Raw genomic sequence first — 16,059 nt, forward strand, 5'->3', positions numbered from 1 at the left:
CGAATGAATATAGTTAATGCGCTGAAATTATTAGGGAAAGAGTACAGTAATATGGTCACAGGCGAATGACCATATTACTGGGGATCCCTCAGCCCAAGGGGAGAGGGAGCAAACACAAAAAGCCTTCTCTGCATGAGAAGGCTTTACTGTTTACCTTCGCAGTTTTATCCTTCCCCGCTATGAAAACCCCACGCCTCCCCATCGCCGTTCAGCAAGCTGTCATGCGCAGCCTGCGGGAAAAACTCGCCCAGGCAAACCTGACACTCGGGCGTGATTATCCGGAGCCAACGCTAAACTGGACCCAGCGGGGAACCTCGGCGGGCACCGCCTGGCTGGAAAGCTATGAAATCCGCCTGAATCCTGTGCTACTGCTGGAAAATCAGCAGGCGTTTATCGATGAAGTCGTGCCGCATGAACTGGCACACCTGCTGGTGTGGAAGCGGTTTGGCCGTGTCGCGCCGCACGGTAAAGAGTGGAAATGGATGATGGAAAGCGTGCTTGGTGTGCCGGCTCGTCGTACGCATCAGTTTGAACTGGAGTCCGTGCGTAAAAATACCTTCCCCTATCGCTGCGGCTGCCAGCAGCACCAGCTTACCGTTCGTCGGCACAATCGCGTTTTGCGCGGTGAAGCTGTCTACCGCTGCGTTCACTGCGGCGATCCTCTGGTGGCTGAAAAGTAACCATCGGAAATAACTGGAAGTTTTCTGATCTGACTGATTGCATCTGACAATCTGTTTCGTTACGTTGCGGGCTCGTTTTGATACGGAGTTCGTGATGTCCCGTAAATTTATTCTGACGCTGGCAGTGATTAGCTCAGCCCTTTCAGGCCATGCACTGGCCGCTGGGATCAGCTCATTTTCTCAGGCAAAAGCGGCGGGCGTGAAAGTCAATGCCGACGCCCCTGGCGATTTTTATTGCGGCTGTAAAATCAATTGGCAGGGGAAAAAAGGCGTTATCGATCTGGAATCGTGCGGCTATAAAGTGCGTAAAAATGAAACCCGCGCCAGCCGTGTCGAATGGGAGCACGTGGTGCCTGCCTGGCAATTCGGCCATCAGCGCCAGTGCTGGCAGGATGGCGGCAGGAAAAACTGCGTGAAAGATCCTGTTTATCGCCAGATGGAAAGCGATATGCACAATCTGCAACCCGCGGTGGGTGAAGTGAATGGCGATCGTAATAACTTCATGTACAGCCAGTGGAATGGCGGCGAAGGCCAGTACGGTCAGTGCACCATGAAGGTGGACTTCAAAGGCAAAGTCGCCGAGCCGCCGGAACGCGCACGCGGTGCCATTGCCCGCACTTACTTCTATATGCGTGACCGCTATAAACTCACGCTTTCGCGCCAGCAATCGCAGCTCTTCACCGCCTGGAATAAGATGTACCCAGTCACAGCCTGGGAGTGCAAGCGCGATGCCCGCATTGCGGAAATTCAGGGGAATCATAACCCTTACGTCCAGCAGGCTTGCCAGGCGCAAAAGAGCTACCCTACACTAGCGTCAAATGTTAACTGATATCCGGAAATTTTGAGCCTATGCGCATTCCCCGCATCTATCACCCTGAGCCTGTTACCGCAGGCCATGAAATTGCCCTCAGCGATGACGCCGCCAATCACGTTGGCCGTGTGCTGCGCATGGGCAAAGGCCAGGCGATTCAGCTGTTTGATGGCAGCAATCAGGTCTTTGAGGCTGAAATTACTCAGGCGGATAAAAAGAGCGTGCGGGTGAATGTGCTCAGTGCTCAACTCGATGACCGCGAATCGCCGCTGCATATTCACCTCGGCCAGGTGATGTCGCGCGGGGAGAAAATGGAATTCACCATCCAGAAATCCATTGAACTGGGTGTAAGCCTCATTACGCCACTTTTTTCCGAGCGCTGCGGCGTTAAACTGGACGCCGAACGCCTGAACAAGAAGCTCCAGCAGTGGCAGAAAATTGCCATCGCCGCCTGCGAACAGTCAGGCCGTAACGTGGTGCCGGAAATTCGTCCGGCCATGGATCTGGAAGCCTGGTGTGCCGAAGAAGAGCGTGGATTGAAACTCAATCTGCATCCTCGCGCCAGCGCCAGTATCAACACGCTGCCGTTGCCGGTAGAACGTGTTCGCCTGCTGATTGGTCCGGAAGGCGGGCTGTCGGCAGAGGAAATTGCCATGACCGCTCGTTACCAGTTTACTGATATTCTGTTGGGACCTCGCGTTCTGCGTACTGAGACCACTGCGCTCACCGCCATCACCGCACTGCAGGTGCGTTTTGGCGATCTGGGCTAATACTCGCGTTACAGGAGAAGAGTAATGATCAAGCTCGGCATCGTGATGGACCCCATCGCGAAGATCAATATCAAGAAAGATTCCAGCTTCGCTATGCTGCTGGAAGCGCAGCGTCGTGGTTACGAACTCCACTATATGGAGATGAACGATCTCTATCTGATTAACGGTGAAGCACGCGCGCAGACTCGCCTGCTCAGCGTTGAGCAGAATTATGACGGCTGGTATAGCTTCAACGGCGAACAGGATCTGGCGCTGGCCGATCTCGACGTCATTCTGATGCGTAAAGATCCTCCGTTCGATACCGAATACATCTATGCAACCTATGTGCTTGAGCGCGCAGAAGAAAAAGGCACGCTGATCGTCAACAAACCGCAGAGCCTGCGCGACTGTAACGAAAAGCTGTTCACCGCCTGGTTCTCTGACCTGACGCCGGAAACACTGGTCACCCGCAACAAAGCCCAGTTGAAAGCCTTCTGGCAGCAGCACGGTGACATCATTATGAAACCGCTGGACGGCATGGGCGGCGCATCGATTTTCCGCGTGAAGCAGGATGACCCAAACATCGGCGTTATCGCCGAAACCCTGACCGAACTTGGCACCCGTTACTGCATGGCGCAGAATTACCTGCCCGCCATTAAAGACGGTGACAAACGCGTGCTGGTCGTCGACGGCGAGCCGGTGCCGTACTGTCTGGCGCGTATTCCACAAGGTGGCGAAACCCGTGGCAACCTGGCCGCCGGTGGCCGTGGCGAGCCGCGTCCGCTGTCTGAAAGCGACTGGGAAATTGCCCGTAAAGTCGCGCCAACGCTGAAAGAGAAAGGGCTGATTTTCGTGGGCCTCGACATCATCGGCGATCGCCTGACAGAAATTAACGTCACCAGCCCGACCTGCATCCGCGAAATCGAAGCGGAATTCCCTGTCTCCATCACCGGTATGTTGATGGACGCTATCGAAAAGCGTCTGGGCAAGTAACCGCCAGGGCGGGAGGGATCCCGCCTTCTCTCGACAGCGCCCCACTTTCCCCGCATACTGGCCGTTGTTGCTTTTTAAACCAGGAAACAGAACCTCTGACAATGAATTTACAGCACCACTTTCTTATTGCCATGCCTGCTCTCCAGGACCCGATGTTTCGCCGCGCTGTGGTCTACATTTGTGAATACAATGACGACGGAGCGATGGGGATCATCATCAATAAACCGATGGAAAATCTGAAGGTTGAAGGGATTCTGGAAAAACTCAAGATTACGCCCGATCCTCGCGATCCCGACATTCGTCTCGATAAGCCCGTCATGCTCGGCGGCCCGCTGGCAGAAGATCGCGGCTTTATTTTGCATACGCCTCCATCAACCTTTTCCTCCAGCATCCGCATTTCAGACAACACGGTGATCACCACTTCCCGTGATGTGCTGGAGACAATCGGCACAGCGGAACAACCGACAGAAGTGCTGGTTGCGCTGGGCTACGCGTCCTGGGAGAAGGGCCAGCTGGAGCAGGAAATTCTCGATAATGCCTGGCTGACCGCGCCAGCGGATATGAACATTCTGTTCAAAACCCCGATAGCCGATCGCTGGCGTGATGCAGCTCGTCTGATTGGGATTGATATCCAGACCATGTCTGGTGTGGCGGGACACGCATAATGAGCGGCACACTGATTGGTTTCGATTTCGGGACACGCAGTATTGGCGTTGCCGTTGGGCAGCGCATCACTGGCACGGCCCGTCCGCTTGGCGCGCTCAAGGCGCAGGATGGCACACCCGACTGGAACGCTATCGAAAAATTGCTTAAAGAGTGGCAGCCTGAAGCGGTGATCGTCGGTTTACCGCTGAACATGGATGGCACCGAACAACCGCTCACCGCACGCGCACGCAACTTTGCCAATAAAATCCATGGCCGTTTTGGTGTGAAAATCATTCTGCATGATGAGCGTCTCAGCACAGTAGAAGCGAAAGCAGGCCTGTTTGAACAAGGCGGCTATCGGGCGCTGAACAAAGGAAAGGTCGACTCCGCTTCCGCGGTCGTCATTCTGGAAAGCTTTTTCGAGCAGGGTTTTTAATCCCCCTCCCCTTTCGGGGAGAGGGAAACTGGCAATAAAATCAGTGGCGTAGATTCTCGTTCGCCCAACTCACTGCCTGTGTTCTGTTTTTCACGCTCAGTTTGCGAAAAACATTGTACAGGTGGGTTCTGACCGTATTCTCACTGATAAACAACGCACGCGCGATATCCATATTCGTTGCGCCACCGCGCAACTCATTGAGAATTTCGCACTCACGCTCTGTCAGTGGAATATTGTCTACATCGCTGGATGTGTGTTCCGCTGCATACATCGCAGGGTGCATCACGCTCAATTCAGCCGTCTGCTCGCCGTGAAGCACAGCTTTGACACCCTCAATTAAGCGCGATTCATCATCGTCATGGCGAAATACACCATACAGCGCTGGCCATTTGGCCATTTCGTAGAGCTCATACTTTTGTGCGCTATTGATAATAAGCAAACGCGGGTTTTCAACCTGCGACTGGATAATATCCCGCCAGATCCCATTCAGTTTCTTATTTGACACCGCAATATCAAAGAGGATGACAGAGCCCCGCATCAGGCGCTGCGTCAACGGCTTATTGATATTATGAACATCAACATAAACAGAAAGAAGATCAGACAGATAGCTGGCAAAAGCATTCGCCTGAACCGAAGGATGAGTGATAAGAAGCAACTGACGTGATTTGCCCGCACTCTCTGATACATCAAGCATTTAAAAACTCTCCATAGTTGAAGCTCACCATCATGGTGATTAAATGAGTCAAATAAAATAAGCCACGCGATTAATATTTAAAAATGTAACTAACAAATCAAAACACTATTTTGTGAGAAAAATCCTATTCCTCACAAATAGAATAGAACGAATGCCTGACAGGTGTCAAAAGATTATCACCCCTTTTTTCCAGCTTTAAGCAACATAATCTCATGCACAGTGCGGGTTTGTCTCATACTTATATTGCAGGAAGAGATGTTGCGACATTATTAATCGCTCACCAGTTTGGAGGGCTTCCCGTACAATTGCATTAGCCGGGCTTAATATCAACAACAATATAACATTAGCCTTAATGAAGTATAAATACCGCTAACACAATCTTTTAATTCCCCCATATTCTCCAAATAAAGATGAATTATTCCCCAAAGAACACACTCTTTCGATGCAGACACGCGATCGCGCTCACAGTTCTTTGCCCTGTTCTTTGCATATCATTAACTGTTTCTATAAAAGAAACAAATTAGCTGTGGGCCATCAGATCCTGGGCCAGGGCGTGAAGAGACTGCAGGCGATGCTCAACGTCATCGGGGTTGGGATGCCATAAGCCCGCAAAAGCGAGCGCGGCGGAATGAGCCCCCAATGGCTGCGCCATCGACACTTCGCCATCGCTGTGATGCCAGACTACATGCCCAAGCTCTCGCTGTTGATGAACATGAGGCGCGAGTTGTTGCCACTGCTCAGCAGAAAAACGCTGCTGAAGCTGCTCATCACTCTCATGGGCGAGCAAAGACATCCCAATGACAGACTGCCAGGCAGGAACCATGTGGAAACCCGCCAGCGCCTGGCTCAGTTGATGACCAGGCTCGGAGTGCCAGATGTAGATAACCTGGTCTTCCCACAGCACGCCAACCGCCACCACGATATCTTTTGGTGCAGAGCGTTCAAGGATGGGAAGCGCGCGCGAAAACAGCGCAGAGCCGCGAATGGCTTGTGCAGCAAGAGCATGAATGCCGGGGCCGGGAAGATAGCGCCGCTGCTCATCCTGCATGGTCAAGCCGATAGAGGCCATGGTCATCAGCAGCCGGTTGACGCGAGTTGTGTTGATGCCCATCAGACGCGCGAGTTCGCGACAGCCAATAGCCCGGCCGCTGGAAACAAGGTATTGCAGACAGCGAATGCCATCGATCAGGCTTTGATTCGGTTGAGATGACATGGGGTATCGTCCGTTAGCAGGCTTATAGAGCAATGATTTTAGCGTCAGTTCAAAAGGATACAAGGTGATGAACATCTACAGTCAGAGTGAAAACCGAAGCTTTCCCCAGCAGCAACTGCACGCCGATTTCGTTGTGGCAGGAGGAGGACTGGCCGGTTTATGCGCCGCGTTCGCTGCCGCACGCGAAGGCCTGAACGTGATATTGATTCAGGACAGACCCGTGCTGGGCGGCAATGCTTCCAGCGAGGTTCGTTTGTGGGCCAATGGCGCGACCTCGCATATGGGCAACAATAACCGCTGGGCACGCGAAGGCGGGATTATGGGCGAGATCCTCGAAGAAAACCTGTGGCGCAATAAGGAAGGTAACCCGGTGATGTTCGATCTGGTGTTACTGGACCTGGCCCGTAGCCAACCTGGGCTCACGCTGCTGTTGAATACAGCGGTGTACGAACTGGAAAAAGAAGGTCAGCGAATTACCCAACTCAAAGCCTTCAATGCTATCAACGAAACGTTTTATCAGATTTCCGCAGCGCAATTTTGCGATGCCACCGGCGACGGTGTGCTGGGTTATCTGGCGGGGGCAGAATTTCGGGAAGGGGCCGAAGATGAGGCAGAACTCGGCGAAAAAATGGCGCCCGGCGACAGCTTTGGTCACAAGCTTGGGCACTCCATTTACTTCTATACCCGGCAAACCAACGCGCCGGTAACGTTCGTTCCCCCTTCCTTCGCCCTGAAAGACATCACCGACATTCCTCGATACAAACGCCTGACGTCCACACTTAACGGCTGCGACCTGTGGTGGCTCGAATGGGGCGGTCGGCTTGATACCGTCTATGAAAGTGAAACCATTAAGTGGGAGCTGTGGAAAATCGTCTGGGGCGTCTGGGATTACATCAAAAACTCTGGCGAGTTTCCTGAAGCGGCCAACATGACTATCGAATGGATCGGCACCATCCCAGGTAAACGCGAAAGCCGTCGATTTATGGGCGATCACCTGCTGAGCCAGCAGGATATTGTCGAACAACGCGATCATTACGATGCCGTAGGCTACGGCGGCTGGTCGATTGATTTACACCCTGCCGATGGCGTGTACAGCACCCACGATGGCTGCCGTCAATTCCACAGCAAAGGCATCTACACCATCCCCTGGCGCAGTCTTTACAGCCGTTCCGTAGAAAACCTGCTGCTCACCGGGCGTTTGATTTCGGCTTCGCACGTCGCCTTCGGCAGTGCACGCGTAATGTGTACCTGCGGTCTGCTCGGTGAAGTGGTCGGCAGAGGCGCGGCGGTTTGTCATGAACAACGCATCTCGCCAAAAGCGCTGGCAAACCAGGAACGCATTGGCGAACTTCAGCAACGCCTCCAGGCGGCTGGCTGTTATATTCCGCGTCAGAGGTTGCACGATCCTTCGCGGGGCGCGCACATCAGCGTCAGCAGTGAGCTTCAGTTATCCGGGCTGCCGGCAAATGGGCAATGGCACCCTTTGACTGAACGCATGGCTATTCTCTTGCCAGTCAAAGCAGGGGAAACGCTGCCTGCCATCAGGCTCCCGCTTCGCAGCACTCAGCCTTCGCGCTTGCACATTGAATTGCTTGGCAGCCAGCGCCCAGGCAACTTTACTCCGGACCAGCACTATGCCAGGTGTGACATCGACGTCCGTGATGAAGGCGATTACCTTTGCCAGTTCAACTGGCGCAGCGACCGTGACCAATACGTCTTCCTGGCTTTTGAAGCACAACCAGAGATCAGCGTGGCCCTAACCGACCTTCAGCTTCCCGGCATAATGACCGTGTTCAACAGCCTCAACGCGCGGGTGGCGAAACACTCACGCCAGGTGGTCGACGGGGATTACGGGGTGGATGAGTTTGATTTCTGGCTTCCCCGTCGCCGCCCTCACACCCTCTTCCCCGCGCTACGCTTCGATACACCGTTTAAGTGCTACGCCGCCGCCCACCTGCTAAACGGACACCTTCGCCCGGAACAACAGACCCATGCCTGGGTGCCAGCCCTCACCGATAAAACCCCTACCGTTCGCTGGCAGTGGGAGCAAGAGCAGAACCTCCACAGTCTGACGCTGGTTCAGGACAACGATTTCGACAACGCGATGGAAACCGTGCAAATGGGTCATGTCAACGCGGTGACACCTCACTGTATTACGCACTATCGGCTATGGGCGGGTGAAACGTTGCTGGCAGAAGTCACCGACAATCACCATTCCGTCTGCACTCACCGCTTTAGCACACCGCTGTGTACCCGCGAAATACGGCTGGAAATCCTCGCCACGGCTGGCGCACTTCCTGCCGTTTATTCACTGAATATCGCCTAGAGCCTTCCGGCGGCTTGACGCTGCTGATAGCTCTGCGCAAACGTCAACATGCCCGCCAGTTGCCCGGTTTGCATCACGCCGGGCAACTGATGCGTTTTCCCTTCGCGGATCAGGCTGCCAACCGCAGGCGTGTTAACCAGCAGCTCATACAGCGCGACTCTGCCCCCCTGTTTATCAGGCAGCAATTTTTGCGCTAACACCGCACATAGGCTGCCTGCCAGCTGGCTGCGTACTTGTTCCTTTTCACCTGCGGGAAAGACATCTACCAGCCTCTCGATAGCTTGCGCCGCGCCGCGTGTGTGTAATGTGGACAGCACCAGATGCCCGGTTTCTGCTGCTGTAAGCGCCAGACGAATGGTTTCGGTATCACGCAGTTCGCCCAACAAAATCACATCGGGATCTTGCCGCAATGCAACGCGTAACGCCGCAGCGAAAGACTCGCAGTGAGCCCCCACTTCTCGCTGATGAATCAGACAGCGCTCGCTGTGGTGAACAAATTCCACCGGATCTTCCAGGGTCAGAATATGCCCGTCGCGGTGGTGATTCAGATGATTAACCATCGCCGCCAGCGTCGTTGATTTTCCACTGCCCGTTGCCCCCGTCACCAGAATCAGCCCACTCTCTTCGTTTAACAGCTCGGTAATGGCAACCGGAGCGTCAAGTTCGGCGAGCTGCGGGCATCTTTCAGGCAGTAAACGCAGCACCAGGGAGACACCTTCGGCATGACGAAAAGCGCTGGCCCGTAACCGCCTGCCGTCACTCGCCTGAACCGCAAAGTCACACTGATTTTCCTGCTGCCACTGAAGCCGTACGGCATCACTGAGCCAGTCCAGCAGCAGAATTTGCGGATCGGGTGCTTCGAAGGGGGCGGGTTCGAGCCTGCCCTGCCGCCGCCAGCGCACAGCGCCGCTGTTGCACAGGTGTAGATCCGAGACATTATGCTTTACACTAAGGGCCACAATTTCCTGCATATCCATATGATCACCCTGAAAATGAACGACATTGCGCATAACCTGGCACAGGTCAGGGAGAAAATCTCAGCCGCTGCTGCCCTTTGCAGCCGTGCTCCAGAAGAAATTACTCTGCTTGCAGTCAGTAAGACCAAACCTGCGAGCGCGATCGAAGAAGCTATCCGTGCAGGCCAGCGAGCGTTTGGTGAAAACTACGTTCAGGAAGGCGTGGAGAAAATCCGCTATTTTCAGGAAATCGGTCAGACTGAACTGGAATGGCACTTTATCGGGCCTTTGCAGTCGAACAAAAGCCGTCAGGTGGCCGAGCATTTTGACTGGTGCCATACCGTTGATCGCCTGCGCATTGCCACGCGCCTGAGCGAGCAGCGCCCGGCGCATCTTTCGCCGTTGAACGTGCTTATCCAGGTCAACATCAGCGACGAATCCAGCAAGTCAGGTATTGCGCCGCAAGACATTGATGCGCTGGCAGAAGCCATTGCCGCGTTGCCTCACCTGCGCCTTCGTGGGCTGATGGCAATCCCGGCTCCAGAGTCAGAATATGTAAGGCAATTTGCGGTAGCCCAACAAATGGCGGTAGCATTTGCCCGGTTGAAAACACGCTACGCTGACGTGGACACGCTTTCGCTTGGCATGTCAGACGACATGGCTGCTGCGATTGCCGCAGGCAGCACGATGGTACGCATCGGGACCGCCATTTTTGGCGCACGCGATTACCCAAAACAATAAATAAGGAAAACTGAGGAACGCCATGAAGACGTTGACTTTCCTGCTTTCGACCGTGATTGAGCTGTACACCATGGTGATGCTGCTCCGCGTCTGGATGCAGTGGGCCCGCTGTGATTTTTACAACCCGTTTTCGCAGTTTGTGGTGAAGGCCACTCAGCCGATTGTCGGGCCGCTGCGCCGCGTTATCCCGGCGATGGGCCCGATTGACAGCTCATCGCTGCTGATAGCCTTTGTGCTCTGTGTACTCAAGGCTATCGTGCTGTTTATGGTCATCACCTTCGAGCCGATCATCTGGATTTCCGCGGTGCTTATCCTGGTGAAAACCATCGGCCTGCTGATTTTCTGGGTACTGATGCTGATGGCCATCATGAGCTGGGTCAGCCGTGGCCGTAGCCCGGTTGAATTCGTGCTGATGCAGCTTGCTGACCCGCTGCTGCGCCCGATTCGCGGCCTGTTGCCTTCAATGGGTGGCATTGATTTCTCGCCGATGATCCTCGTGTTGCTGTTGTATGTCATCAACATGGGCATCACCGAACTGCTTCAGGCCACCGGAAATATGCTGCTGCCGGGGCTGTGGATGGCACTATGAGTGCCGTCGACCTGTGCGACGACGGGCTGGTTTTACGGTTGTATATTCAGCCGAAAGCCAGCCGTGACAGCATTGTCGGGCTGCATGGCGACGAACTGAAAGTCGCCATCACTGCCCCGCCTGTTGATGGTCAGGCCAACGCTCACCTGGTGAAATTTCTCGGCAAACAGTTTCGCGTGGCAAAAAGCCAGGTGATAATTGAGAAAGGTGAGCTTGGCCGCCACAAACAGATAAAAATTCTTCATCCGCAACAACTCCCTTCGGGCGTGGAAGCGCTCATAAAGCAGGACATCCCATGCAAAAAGTAGTTCTGGCTACCGGTAATGCCGGTAAAGTGCGCGAGCTTTCCTCGCTGCTGAGTGATTTCGGGCTCGACGTCGTGGCACAGACTGAGCTGAACGTTGAGTCGGTGGAAGAGACTGGGCTGACGTTTATCGAAAATGCCATTCTGAAAGCGCGCCACGCGGCGAAAGTCACTGGCCTGCCAGCGATTGCCGATGATTCCGGCCTGGCGGTAGATGTGCTTGGCGGCGCGCCTGGCATCTATTCCGCACGCTATGCCGGTGAGGAGGCAACGGATCAGCAGAACCTGGAAAAGCTGCTGGTTGCGCTGAAAGACGTGCCAGAAGACCAACGCCAGGCACAGTTCCACTGCGTGCTGGTCTATATGCGTCATGCTGAAGATCCGACGCCGCTGGTGTGTCATGGCAGCTGGCCGGGTGTGATCACCCGCGAAGCAGCAGGCAACGGCGGCTTTGGCTACGACCCTATCTTCTTCGTGCCAGAAGCGGGTAAAACCGCAGCTGAACTGAGCCGCGAAGAAAAAATTGCCGTGTCCCACCGTGGACAGGCGCTGAAATTGTTACTGGAAGCCCTGCGTTAATGACCGTGTTACCTCCGCTGAGTTTATACATTCATATTCCCTGGTGCGTGCAGAAATGCCCGTACTGCGATTTCAATTCGCACGCCCTGAAAGGCGAAGTGCCGCACGATGATTATGTACAGCATCTGCTCGCTGACCTGGATGCAGACGTGCCTTACGCGCAGGGACGCGAAGTAAAAACGATTTTTATCGGCGGAGGAACGCCAAGCCTGCTTTCTGGCCCGGCCATGCACACGCTGCTTGATGGTGTTCGTGCGCGCCTTAATCTGGCCGCAGATGCAGAAATCACCATGGAAGCCAACCCGGGCACGGTGGAAGCGGATCGCTTTGTTGAGTATCAGCGCGCCGGGGTAAACCGAATCTCTATCGGCGTGCAAAGCTTTAGCGAACCAAAACTCAAGCGCCTCGGGCGCATTCACGATTCAGGCGAAGCTAAACGCGCTGCACATCTGGCAACGGGCCTTGGCCTGCGTAGCTTTAACCTGGATTTGATGCACGGCCTGCCAGACCAAACGCTGGAAGAAGCGCTGGACGATTTGCGTCAGGCTATTGAGCTCAACCCACCGCATTTGTCCTGGTATCAGTTAACCATCGAACCCAACACGCTGTTTGGCTCGCGCCCGCCGAAGCTACCGGACGACGACGCGCTGTGGGATATTTACGAACAAGGCCATCAGTTGCTGACTGGCGCAGGTTATCAGCAGTATGAAACCTCCGCTTACGCCAAACCGGGCTATCAGTGCCAGCACAATCTGAACTACTGGCGCTTTGGCGATTACCTCGGCATTGGCTGCGGCGCACACGGCAAAGTGACTTTCCCGGATGGGCGCATTCTGCGTACGGCAAAAACACGCCATCCGCGTGGTTATATGGAAGGTCGCTATCTGGAACGTCAGCACGATGTGGAAGCTCAGGATAAGCCGTTTGAGTTCTTTATGAACCGCTTCCGCCTGCTGGAGCCTGCACCGCGTGCAGAATTCACCGCATTCACTGGTTTACCAGAATCACTCCTTCGCCCGCAGATTGATCAGGCGCTGGCTGAAGGCTACCTGACGGAAACCGCCACTGAGTGGCAAATTACCGATCACGGAAAATTGTTTTTAAACTCGTTATTGGAAATTTTCCTCAACGAAGAATAATACCTGATGATGAGATCTGCGCCTTGCCGATCTCATCATTTCGTAAAAGCCGAGCATTCACCTCGCTATTTATTGTTAGTCATTCAACTAATAATTACTTCCTGAATAACTCCCTCATTCATATTCGATAAATAAACCCAACATAGCGCACAAAAATAAGTCGCCGTCCGTTTACAGACAAAAAACTGTGAACTCGGCGAGGTCTGCATGTCTGACAACCAGGATAAGATGTCATACAGATTTTTTCTGGATTGCATTATCTGTAAACCACCCTGAGTATTAATGAGCATGGAGCCATCAATGAAAAAGACCTCTTTTACCCGCACTCTGCTGGGCGCTTCTTTGCTTGTCCTGTTTGCCACGGGCGCGCAGGCAGCTGAAAAAGTTACGTTAAAACTGGCACATAACCTCGAACGCAGCCATGTGGTACACCAAACGTTTGAACATATGGCAAAAGAAGTTAAAGAACTTTCTGACGGGAAAATGACGATTCGCATTTATCCCAGCAGCCAAATGGGCAGCGCCCGTGAAACCCTGGAATTATTACAAAATGGCGCGCTGGATATGACCAAAGGGTCTGCCAGCGATTTAGAATCTTTTGATAATGTTTACGCCATTTATAATCTGCCTTATTTATTCAAAGACCAGGATCATTTTAATAAAGTGGTCTTCGGCAACGTCGGCAAAGAAATTATGGATTCCAGCAAAGATAAAGGTTTCTTTGCGCTGTCGGCTTATGTAGCCGGTACCCGTAGTTTTTATGCGAAAAAACCGATCACTAAACCCGAAGATTTAAAAGGGCTGAAAATTCGCGTTCAGGCAAGCCCAACCACCCTGAAAATGATTGAGCTGATGGGTGGCTCACCGACCCCGATTTCTTTCGGTGAAGTCTATACCGCGATGCAACAAGGCGTGGTCGATGGCGCGGAAAATAATGTGCCGTCATGGGTTCAGACTCGCCACATCGAAATTGCCAAAGTCTTCTCTGAGGACGAACACGCCTCCATTCCTGATTTCCTCGTTATCTCCACCAAAACCTGGAACAAGCTGACACCTGAACAACAGCAAATCCTCGCGAAAGCAGCTAAAGATTCCGAAGCCTGGCAGCAACAGGCGTGGAACAAAGTGGAAGAAGAAACCCGTGCTCAGGCCAAAGCAATGGGCGGAGAATTTGTCAGCGTCGATAAAGCCCCGTTCCGTGCTGCCGTACAGCCGCTGTATGACGACTTCAGAAAAGATCCAAAGCAAGCCGAACTGCTGGCGAAATTCGAACAAGCCGCCGAGTAATCTGCCATGGGCCTGCCTCAGGCCCTTTTCAGGAAAATAATCATGATGTTAAACCGCATTAAGCAAGGGGTGGATCGCACCATCGCGGCCTTTTCCGTGGCAGTCATGGTCGCACTCGTCATCTGCGTAGTGTGGCAGGTGTTCAGCCGCTATGTGCTGAACCAGCCCAGCACGATAACGGATGAGCTGGCACGCTTTCTGATGATTTGGGTGGGCCTTCTCGGTGCGGCCTATACCGTAGGTGCGCAACGCCATCTCTCTATCGATCTCTTAGCGATGACCCTGAATGCACAGCGTCAGGCCATCCTCAGCGTGATAGTGAATGTGCTCATTTTCGCGTTTTCTGGGCTGGTCATTGTCACCGGCGGACTCAAGCTGATTGAGAAAACGCTGGCCACCGCGCAGGTTTCTGCGGCAATGCAAATCCCAATGGGTTACGTCTACTTCATTCTGCCGCTGTGTGGCTTCGTGATGATGTTTTACGCCCTGTTCTTTATTTATCAGGGCATTACTCGCCTGACCCATCCGCAGGAGGCCTCGCAATAATGGAAGCGTCAATTGCTCTGACCTTATTCGGTTGTTTCTTCGTGCTGGTCTTTATCGGCGTGCCTATTTCGTTCTCCATTGGCATCGCTACCGTCGCGTCAATGCTGCTGATGTTCCCGTGGGATATCGCGGTCATCACAGTGTCTCAACGTCTGGCAAACGGCCTGGATAACTTTGCGCTGCTGGCTATCCCGTTCTTTATTTTTGCGGGCACGCTGATGAACAGCGGCGGAATAGCCATACGCCTCATCAATCTGGCGCAGGTGATGGTCGGCCGTGTACCCGGTTCGCTCGGGCATGTGAACGTGCTGGCGAATATGATGTTTGGCTCCATTTCAGGTTCTGCGGTAGCAGCGGCAGCGGCTGTTGGCGGCACGCTGAATCCCATTCAGACGAAAAAGGGCTACGACCCGGCGTTTTCAACAGCCGTTAACGTGTCGTCTTGCATCACTGGCTTGCTGATCCCGCCTTCAAACGTGCTGATTGTGTTCTCGCTGACTGCGGGCGGCGTTTCGGTCGCATCGTTGTTTATGGCGGGTTATCTGCCGGGTATTTTGATGGGTCTTGCCATCATGACGGTGTGCGCCATTATCGCTAAACGTCGCGGCTATCCGCTGTCTGAACGCCCAACCTGTGCACAGGCGGCGAAAGCGTTGCTGGATGCACTGCCGAGCCTGCTTCTGGTCGTCATCGTGATGGGCGGCATTCTGGGCGGCATCTTTACTGCCACGGAAGCGTCAGCGATTGCGGTGGTTTACACCTTTATCCTTTCGGTGATGATTTACCGTGAGGTGAAATGGCGTGACCTGCCGAAGCTAATACTGGAATCGGTCGTGACCACGTCTATCGTTCTGCTGCTGATTGGTTTTTCGGTCGGCATGTCCTGGGCGATGACCAACGCCGATATCCCGTACATGATCAGCGACACGCTGATGGGGATCTCTGAGAATCCATTGATCATTCTGCTGCTGATTAACATCGTGCTGCTGATCGTGGGTATCTTTATGGATATGACACCAGCGGTGCTGATCTTCACCCCAATCTTCCTGCCGATTGCACAAGAGCTGGGTATGGACCCGGTTCACTTCGGCATCATGATGGTGGCGAACCTGTGTATCGGCCTGCTGACGCCGCCTGTTGGCAGCGCGCTGTTTGTCGGCTGCTCGATTTCAGGGGTGAAAATCCAGCATTTGATCAAGCCGCTTCTGCCCTTCTACGCCGCCCTGCTGGTCGCGTTGATGCTCATCACCTACATCCCACAGATCTCACTGTTTATCCCGCAAGCATTGGGTCTGATGTAAAAATCCTGGAAGCTGGCTTCCGGTTTCCTCTTCTCACTCTGGCAGTGGTTTGATTTGCTGGCAGAGTGGG

18 protein-coding genes are annotated in these 16,059 nt (G+C 53.8%); 15 read left to right on the plus strand and 3 right to left on the minus strand.

All coding sequences use genetic code 11. From position 1 onward, the window contains the following. The first annotated feature begins 179 nt into the window (after positions 1 to 179). The 6 genes from ACI2I2_RS22230 (at position 180) to ruvX (ending at position 4,314) form a co-directional block, all read left to right on the plus strand. Positions 180 to 680, plus strand: coding sequence for a SprT family zinc-dependent metalloprotease (locus ACI2I2_RS22230; protein WP_404659941.1), 501 nt, complete (start codon positions 180 to 182; stop codon positions 678 to 680). A gap of 94 nt (positions 681 to 774) precedes the next feature. Then, positions 775 to 1,509 carry a deoxyribonuclease I gene (gene endA, locus ACI2I2_RS22235; protein WP_404659942.1) on the plus strand — a complete coding sequence of 245 codons (735 nt, stop codon included), beginning with the start codon at positions 775 to 777 and terminating at the stop codon, positions 1,507 to 1,509. A 20-nt stretch (positions 1,510 to 1,529) separates the two neighbouring features. Then, positions 1,530 to 2,261 (plus strand): 16S rRNA (uracil(1498)-N(3))-methyltransferase, encoded by a 732-nt coding sequence (rsmE, locus tag ACI2I2_RS22240; protein WP_404659943.1) that lies wholly within the window; start codon positions 1,530 to 1,532, stop codon positions 2,259 to 2,261. Between the two features lie 24 nt (positions 2,262 to 2,285). Then, a complete protein-coding gene (gene gshB, locus ACI2I2_RS22245; protein WP_330985474.1) occupies positions 2,286 to 3,233 on the plus strand; it encodes a glutathione synthase in 948 nt (315 codons plus the stop codon). Between the two features lie 101 nt (positions 3,234 to 3,334). After that, positions 3,335 to 3,898 (plus strand): YqgE/AlgH family protein, encoded by a 564-nt coding sequence (locus ACI2I2_RS22250; RefSeq protein ID WP_330985475.1) that lies wholly within the window; start codon positions 3,335 to 3,337, stop codon positions 3,896 to 3,898. Further along, entirely contained in the window at positions 3,898 to 4,314 is a 417-nt protein-coding gene (gene ruvX, locus ACI2I2_RS22255; protein WP_330985476.1) for a Holliday junction resolvase RuvX, read from the plus strand. The genes ACI2I2_RS22250 and ruvX overlap by 1 nt, the downstream gene beginning before the upstream one ends. Positions 4,315 to 4,354: 40 nt before the next feature. On the opposite strand, the gene ACI2I2_RS22260 is transcribed toward ruvX, so the two are convergent. Further along, on the minus strand, positions 4,355 to 5,008 hold the full coding sequence (locus tag ACI2I2_RS22260; protein ID WP_404659944.1) for a LuxR C-terminal-related transcriptional regulator: 654 nt from the start codon (positions 5,006 to 5,008) through the stop codon (positions 4,355 to 4,357). Between the two features lie 520 nt (positions 5,009 to 5,528). After that, complete coding sequence (locus ACI2I2_RS22265) at positions 5,529 to 6,221, minus strand: IclR family transcriptional regulator (protein ID WP_404659945.1); 693 nt, start codon at positions 6,219 to 6,221, stop codon at positions 5,529 to 5,531. Between the two features lie 67 nt (positions 6,222 to 6,288). On the opposite strand from ACI2I2_RS22265, the gene ACI2I2_RS22270 reads away from it, so the two are divergent. Next, positions 6,289 to 8,547, plus strand: a complete 2,259-nt coding sequence (locus tag ACI2I2_RS22270) for an FAD-dependent oxidoreductase (protein WP_404659946.1) — start codon at positions 6,289 to 6,291, stop codon at positions 8,545 to 8,547. Here ACI2I2_RS22270 and ACI2I2_RS22275 read toward each other — a convergent pair. Continuing rightward, complete coding sequence (locus ACI2I2_RS22275) at positions 8,544 to 9,524, minus strand: type IV pilus twitching motility protein PilT (protein ID WP_404659947.1); 981 nt, start codon at positions 9,522 to 9,524, stop codon at positions 8,544 to 8,546. The two genes, ACI2I2_RS22270 and ACI2I2_RS22275, sit on opposite strands and share 4 nt — an antisense overlap. 15 nt (positions 9,525 to 9,539) lie before the next feature. Between ACI2I2_RS22275 and ACI2I2_RS22280 the strand changes: the two genes are divergently transcribed. From ACI2I2_RS22280 to ACI2I2_RS22315, 8 genes are all read left to right on the plus strand, one after another. After that, positions 9,540 to 10,244, plus strand: coding sequence for a YggS family pyridoxal phosphate-dependent enzyme (locus ACI2I2_RS22280; protein ID WP_404659976.1), 705 nt, complete (start codon positions 9,540 to 9,542; stop codon positions 10,242 to 10,244). A gap of 22 nt (positions 10,245 to 10,266) precedes the next feature. Continuing rightward, a complete protein-coding gene (locus tag ACI2I2_RS22285; protein ID WP_404659948.1) occupies positions 10,267 to 10,833 on the plus strand; it encodes a YggT family protein in 567 nt (188 codons plus the stop codon). Beyond that, positions 10,830 to 11,141 carry a DUF167 family protein YggU gene (gene yggU, locus ACI2I2_RS22290; protein WP_404659949.1) on the plus strand — a complete coding sequence of 104 codons (312 nt, stop codon included), beginning with the start codon at positions 10,830 to 10,832 and terminating at the stop codon, positions 11,139 to 11,141. Before ACI2I2_RS22285 ends, yggU begins: the two co-directional genes overlap by 4 nt. After that, positions 11,129 to 11,716: an XTP/dITP diphosphatase gene (locus tag ACI2I2_RS22295; RefSeq protein ID WP_404659950.1), complete on the plus strand. Its 588-nt coding sequence runs from the start codon at positions 11,129 to 11,131 to the stop codon at positions 11,714 to 11,716. Before yggU ends, ACI2I2_RS22295 begins: the two co-directional genes overlap by 13 nt. Continuing rightward, a complete protein-coding gene (gene hemW, locus ACI2I2_RS22300) occupies positions 11,716 to 12,855 on the plus strand; it encodes a radical SAM family heme chaperone HemW (RefSeq protein WP_404659951.1) in 1,140 nt (379 codons plus the stop codon). Before ACI2I2_RS22295 ends, hemW begins: the two co-directional genes overlap by 1 nt. 300 nt (positions 12,856 to 13,155) lie before the next feature. Beyond that, complete coding sequence (locus ACI2I2_RS22305) at positions 13,156 to 14,142, plus strand: TRAP transporter substrate-binding protein (protein ID WP_404659952.1); 987 nt, start codon at positions 13,156 to 13,158, stop codon at positions 14,140 to 14,142. 42 nt (positions 14,143 to 14,184) lie between these two features. Further along, a complete protein-coding gene (locus ACI2I2_RS22310) occupies positions 14,185 to 14,688 on the plus strand; it encodes a TRAP transporter small permease (protein WP_404659953.1) in 504 nt (167 codons plus the stop codon). Further along, on the plus strand, positions 14,688 to 15,989 hold the full coding sequence (locus ACI2I2_RS22315; RefSeq protein WP_404659954.1) for a TRAP transporter large permease: 1,302 nt from the start codon (positions 14,688 to 14,690) through the stop codon (positions 15,987 to 15,989). Before ACI2I2_RS22310 ends, ACI2I2_RS22315 begins: the two co-directional genes overlap by 1 nt. Positions 15,990 to 16,059 lie beyond the last annotated feature (70 nt).

The sequence above is a fragment of the Scandinavium sp. NPDC088450 genome (genome assembly GCF_044900545.1).
In the GTDB taxonomy this organism is placed as follows: Bacteria; Pseudomonadota; Gammaproteobacteria; order Enterobacterales; family Enterobacteriaceae; genus Scandinavium.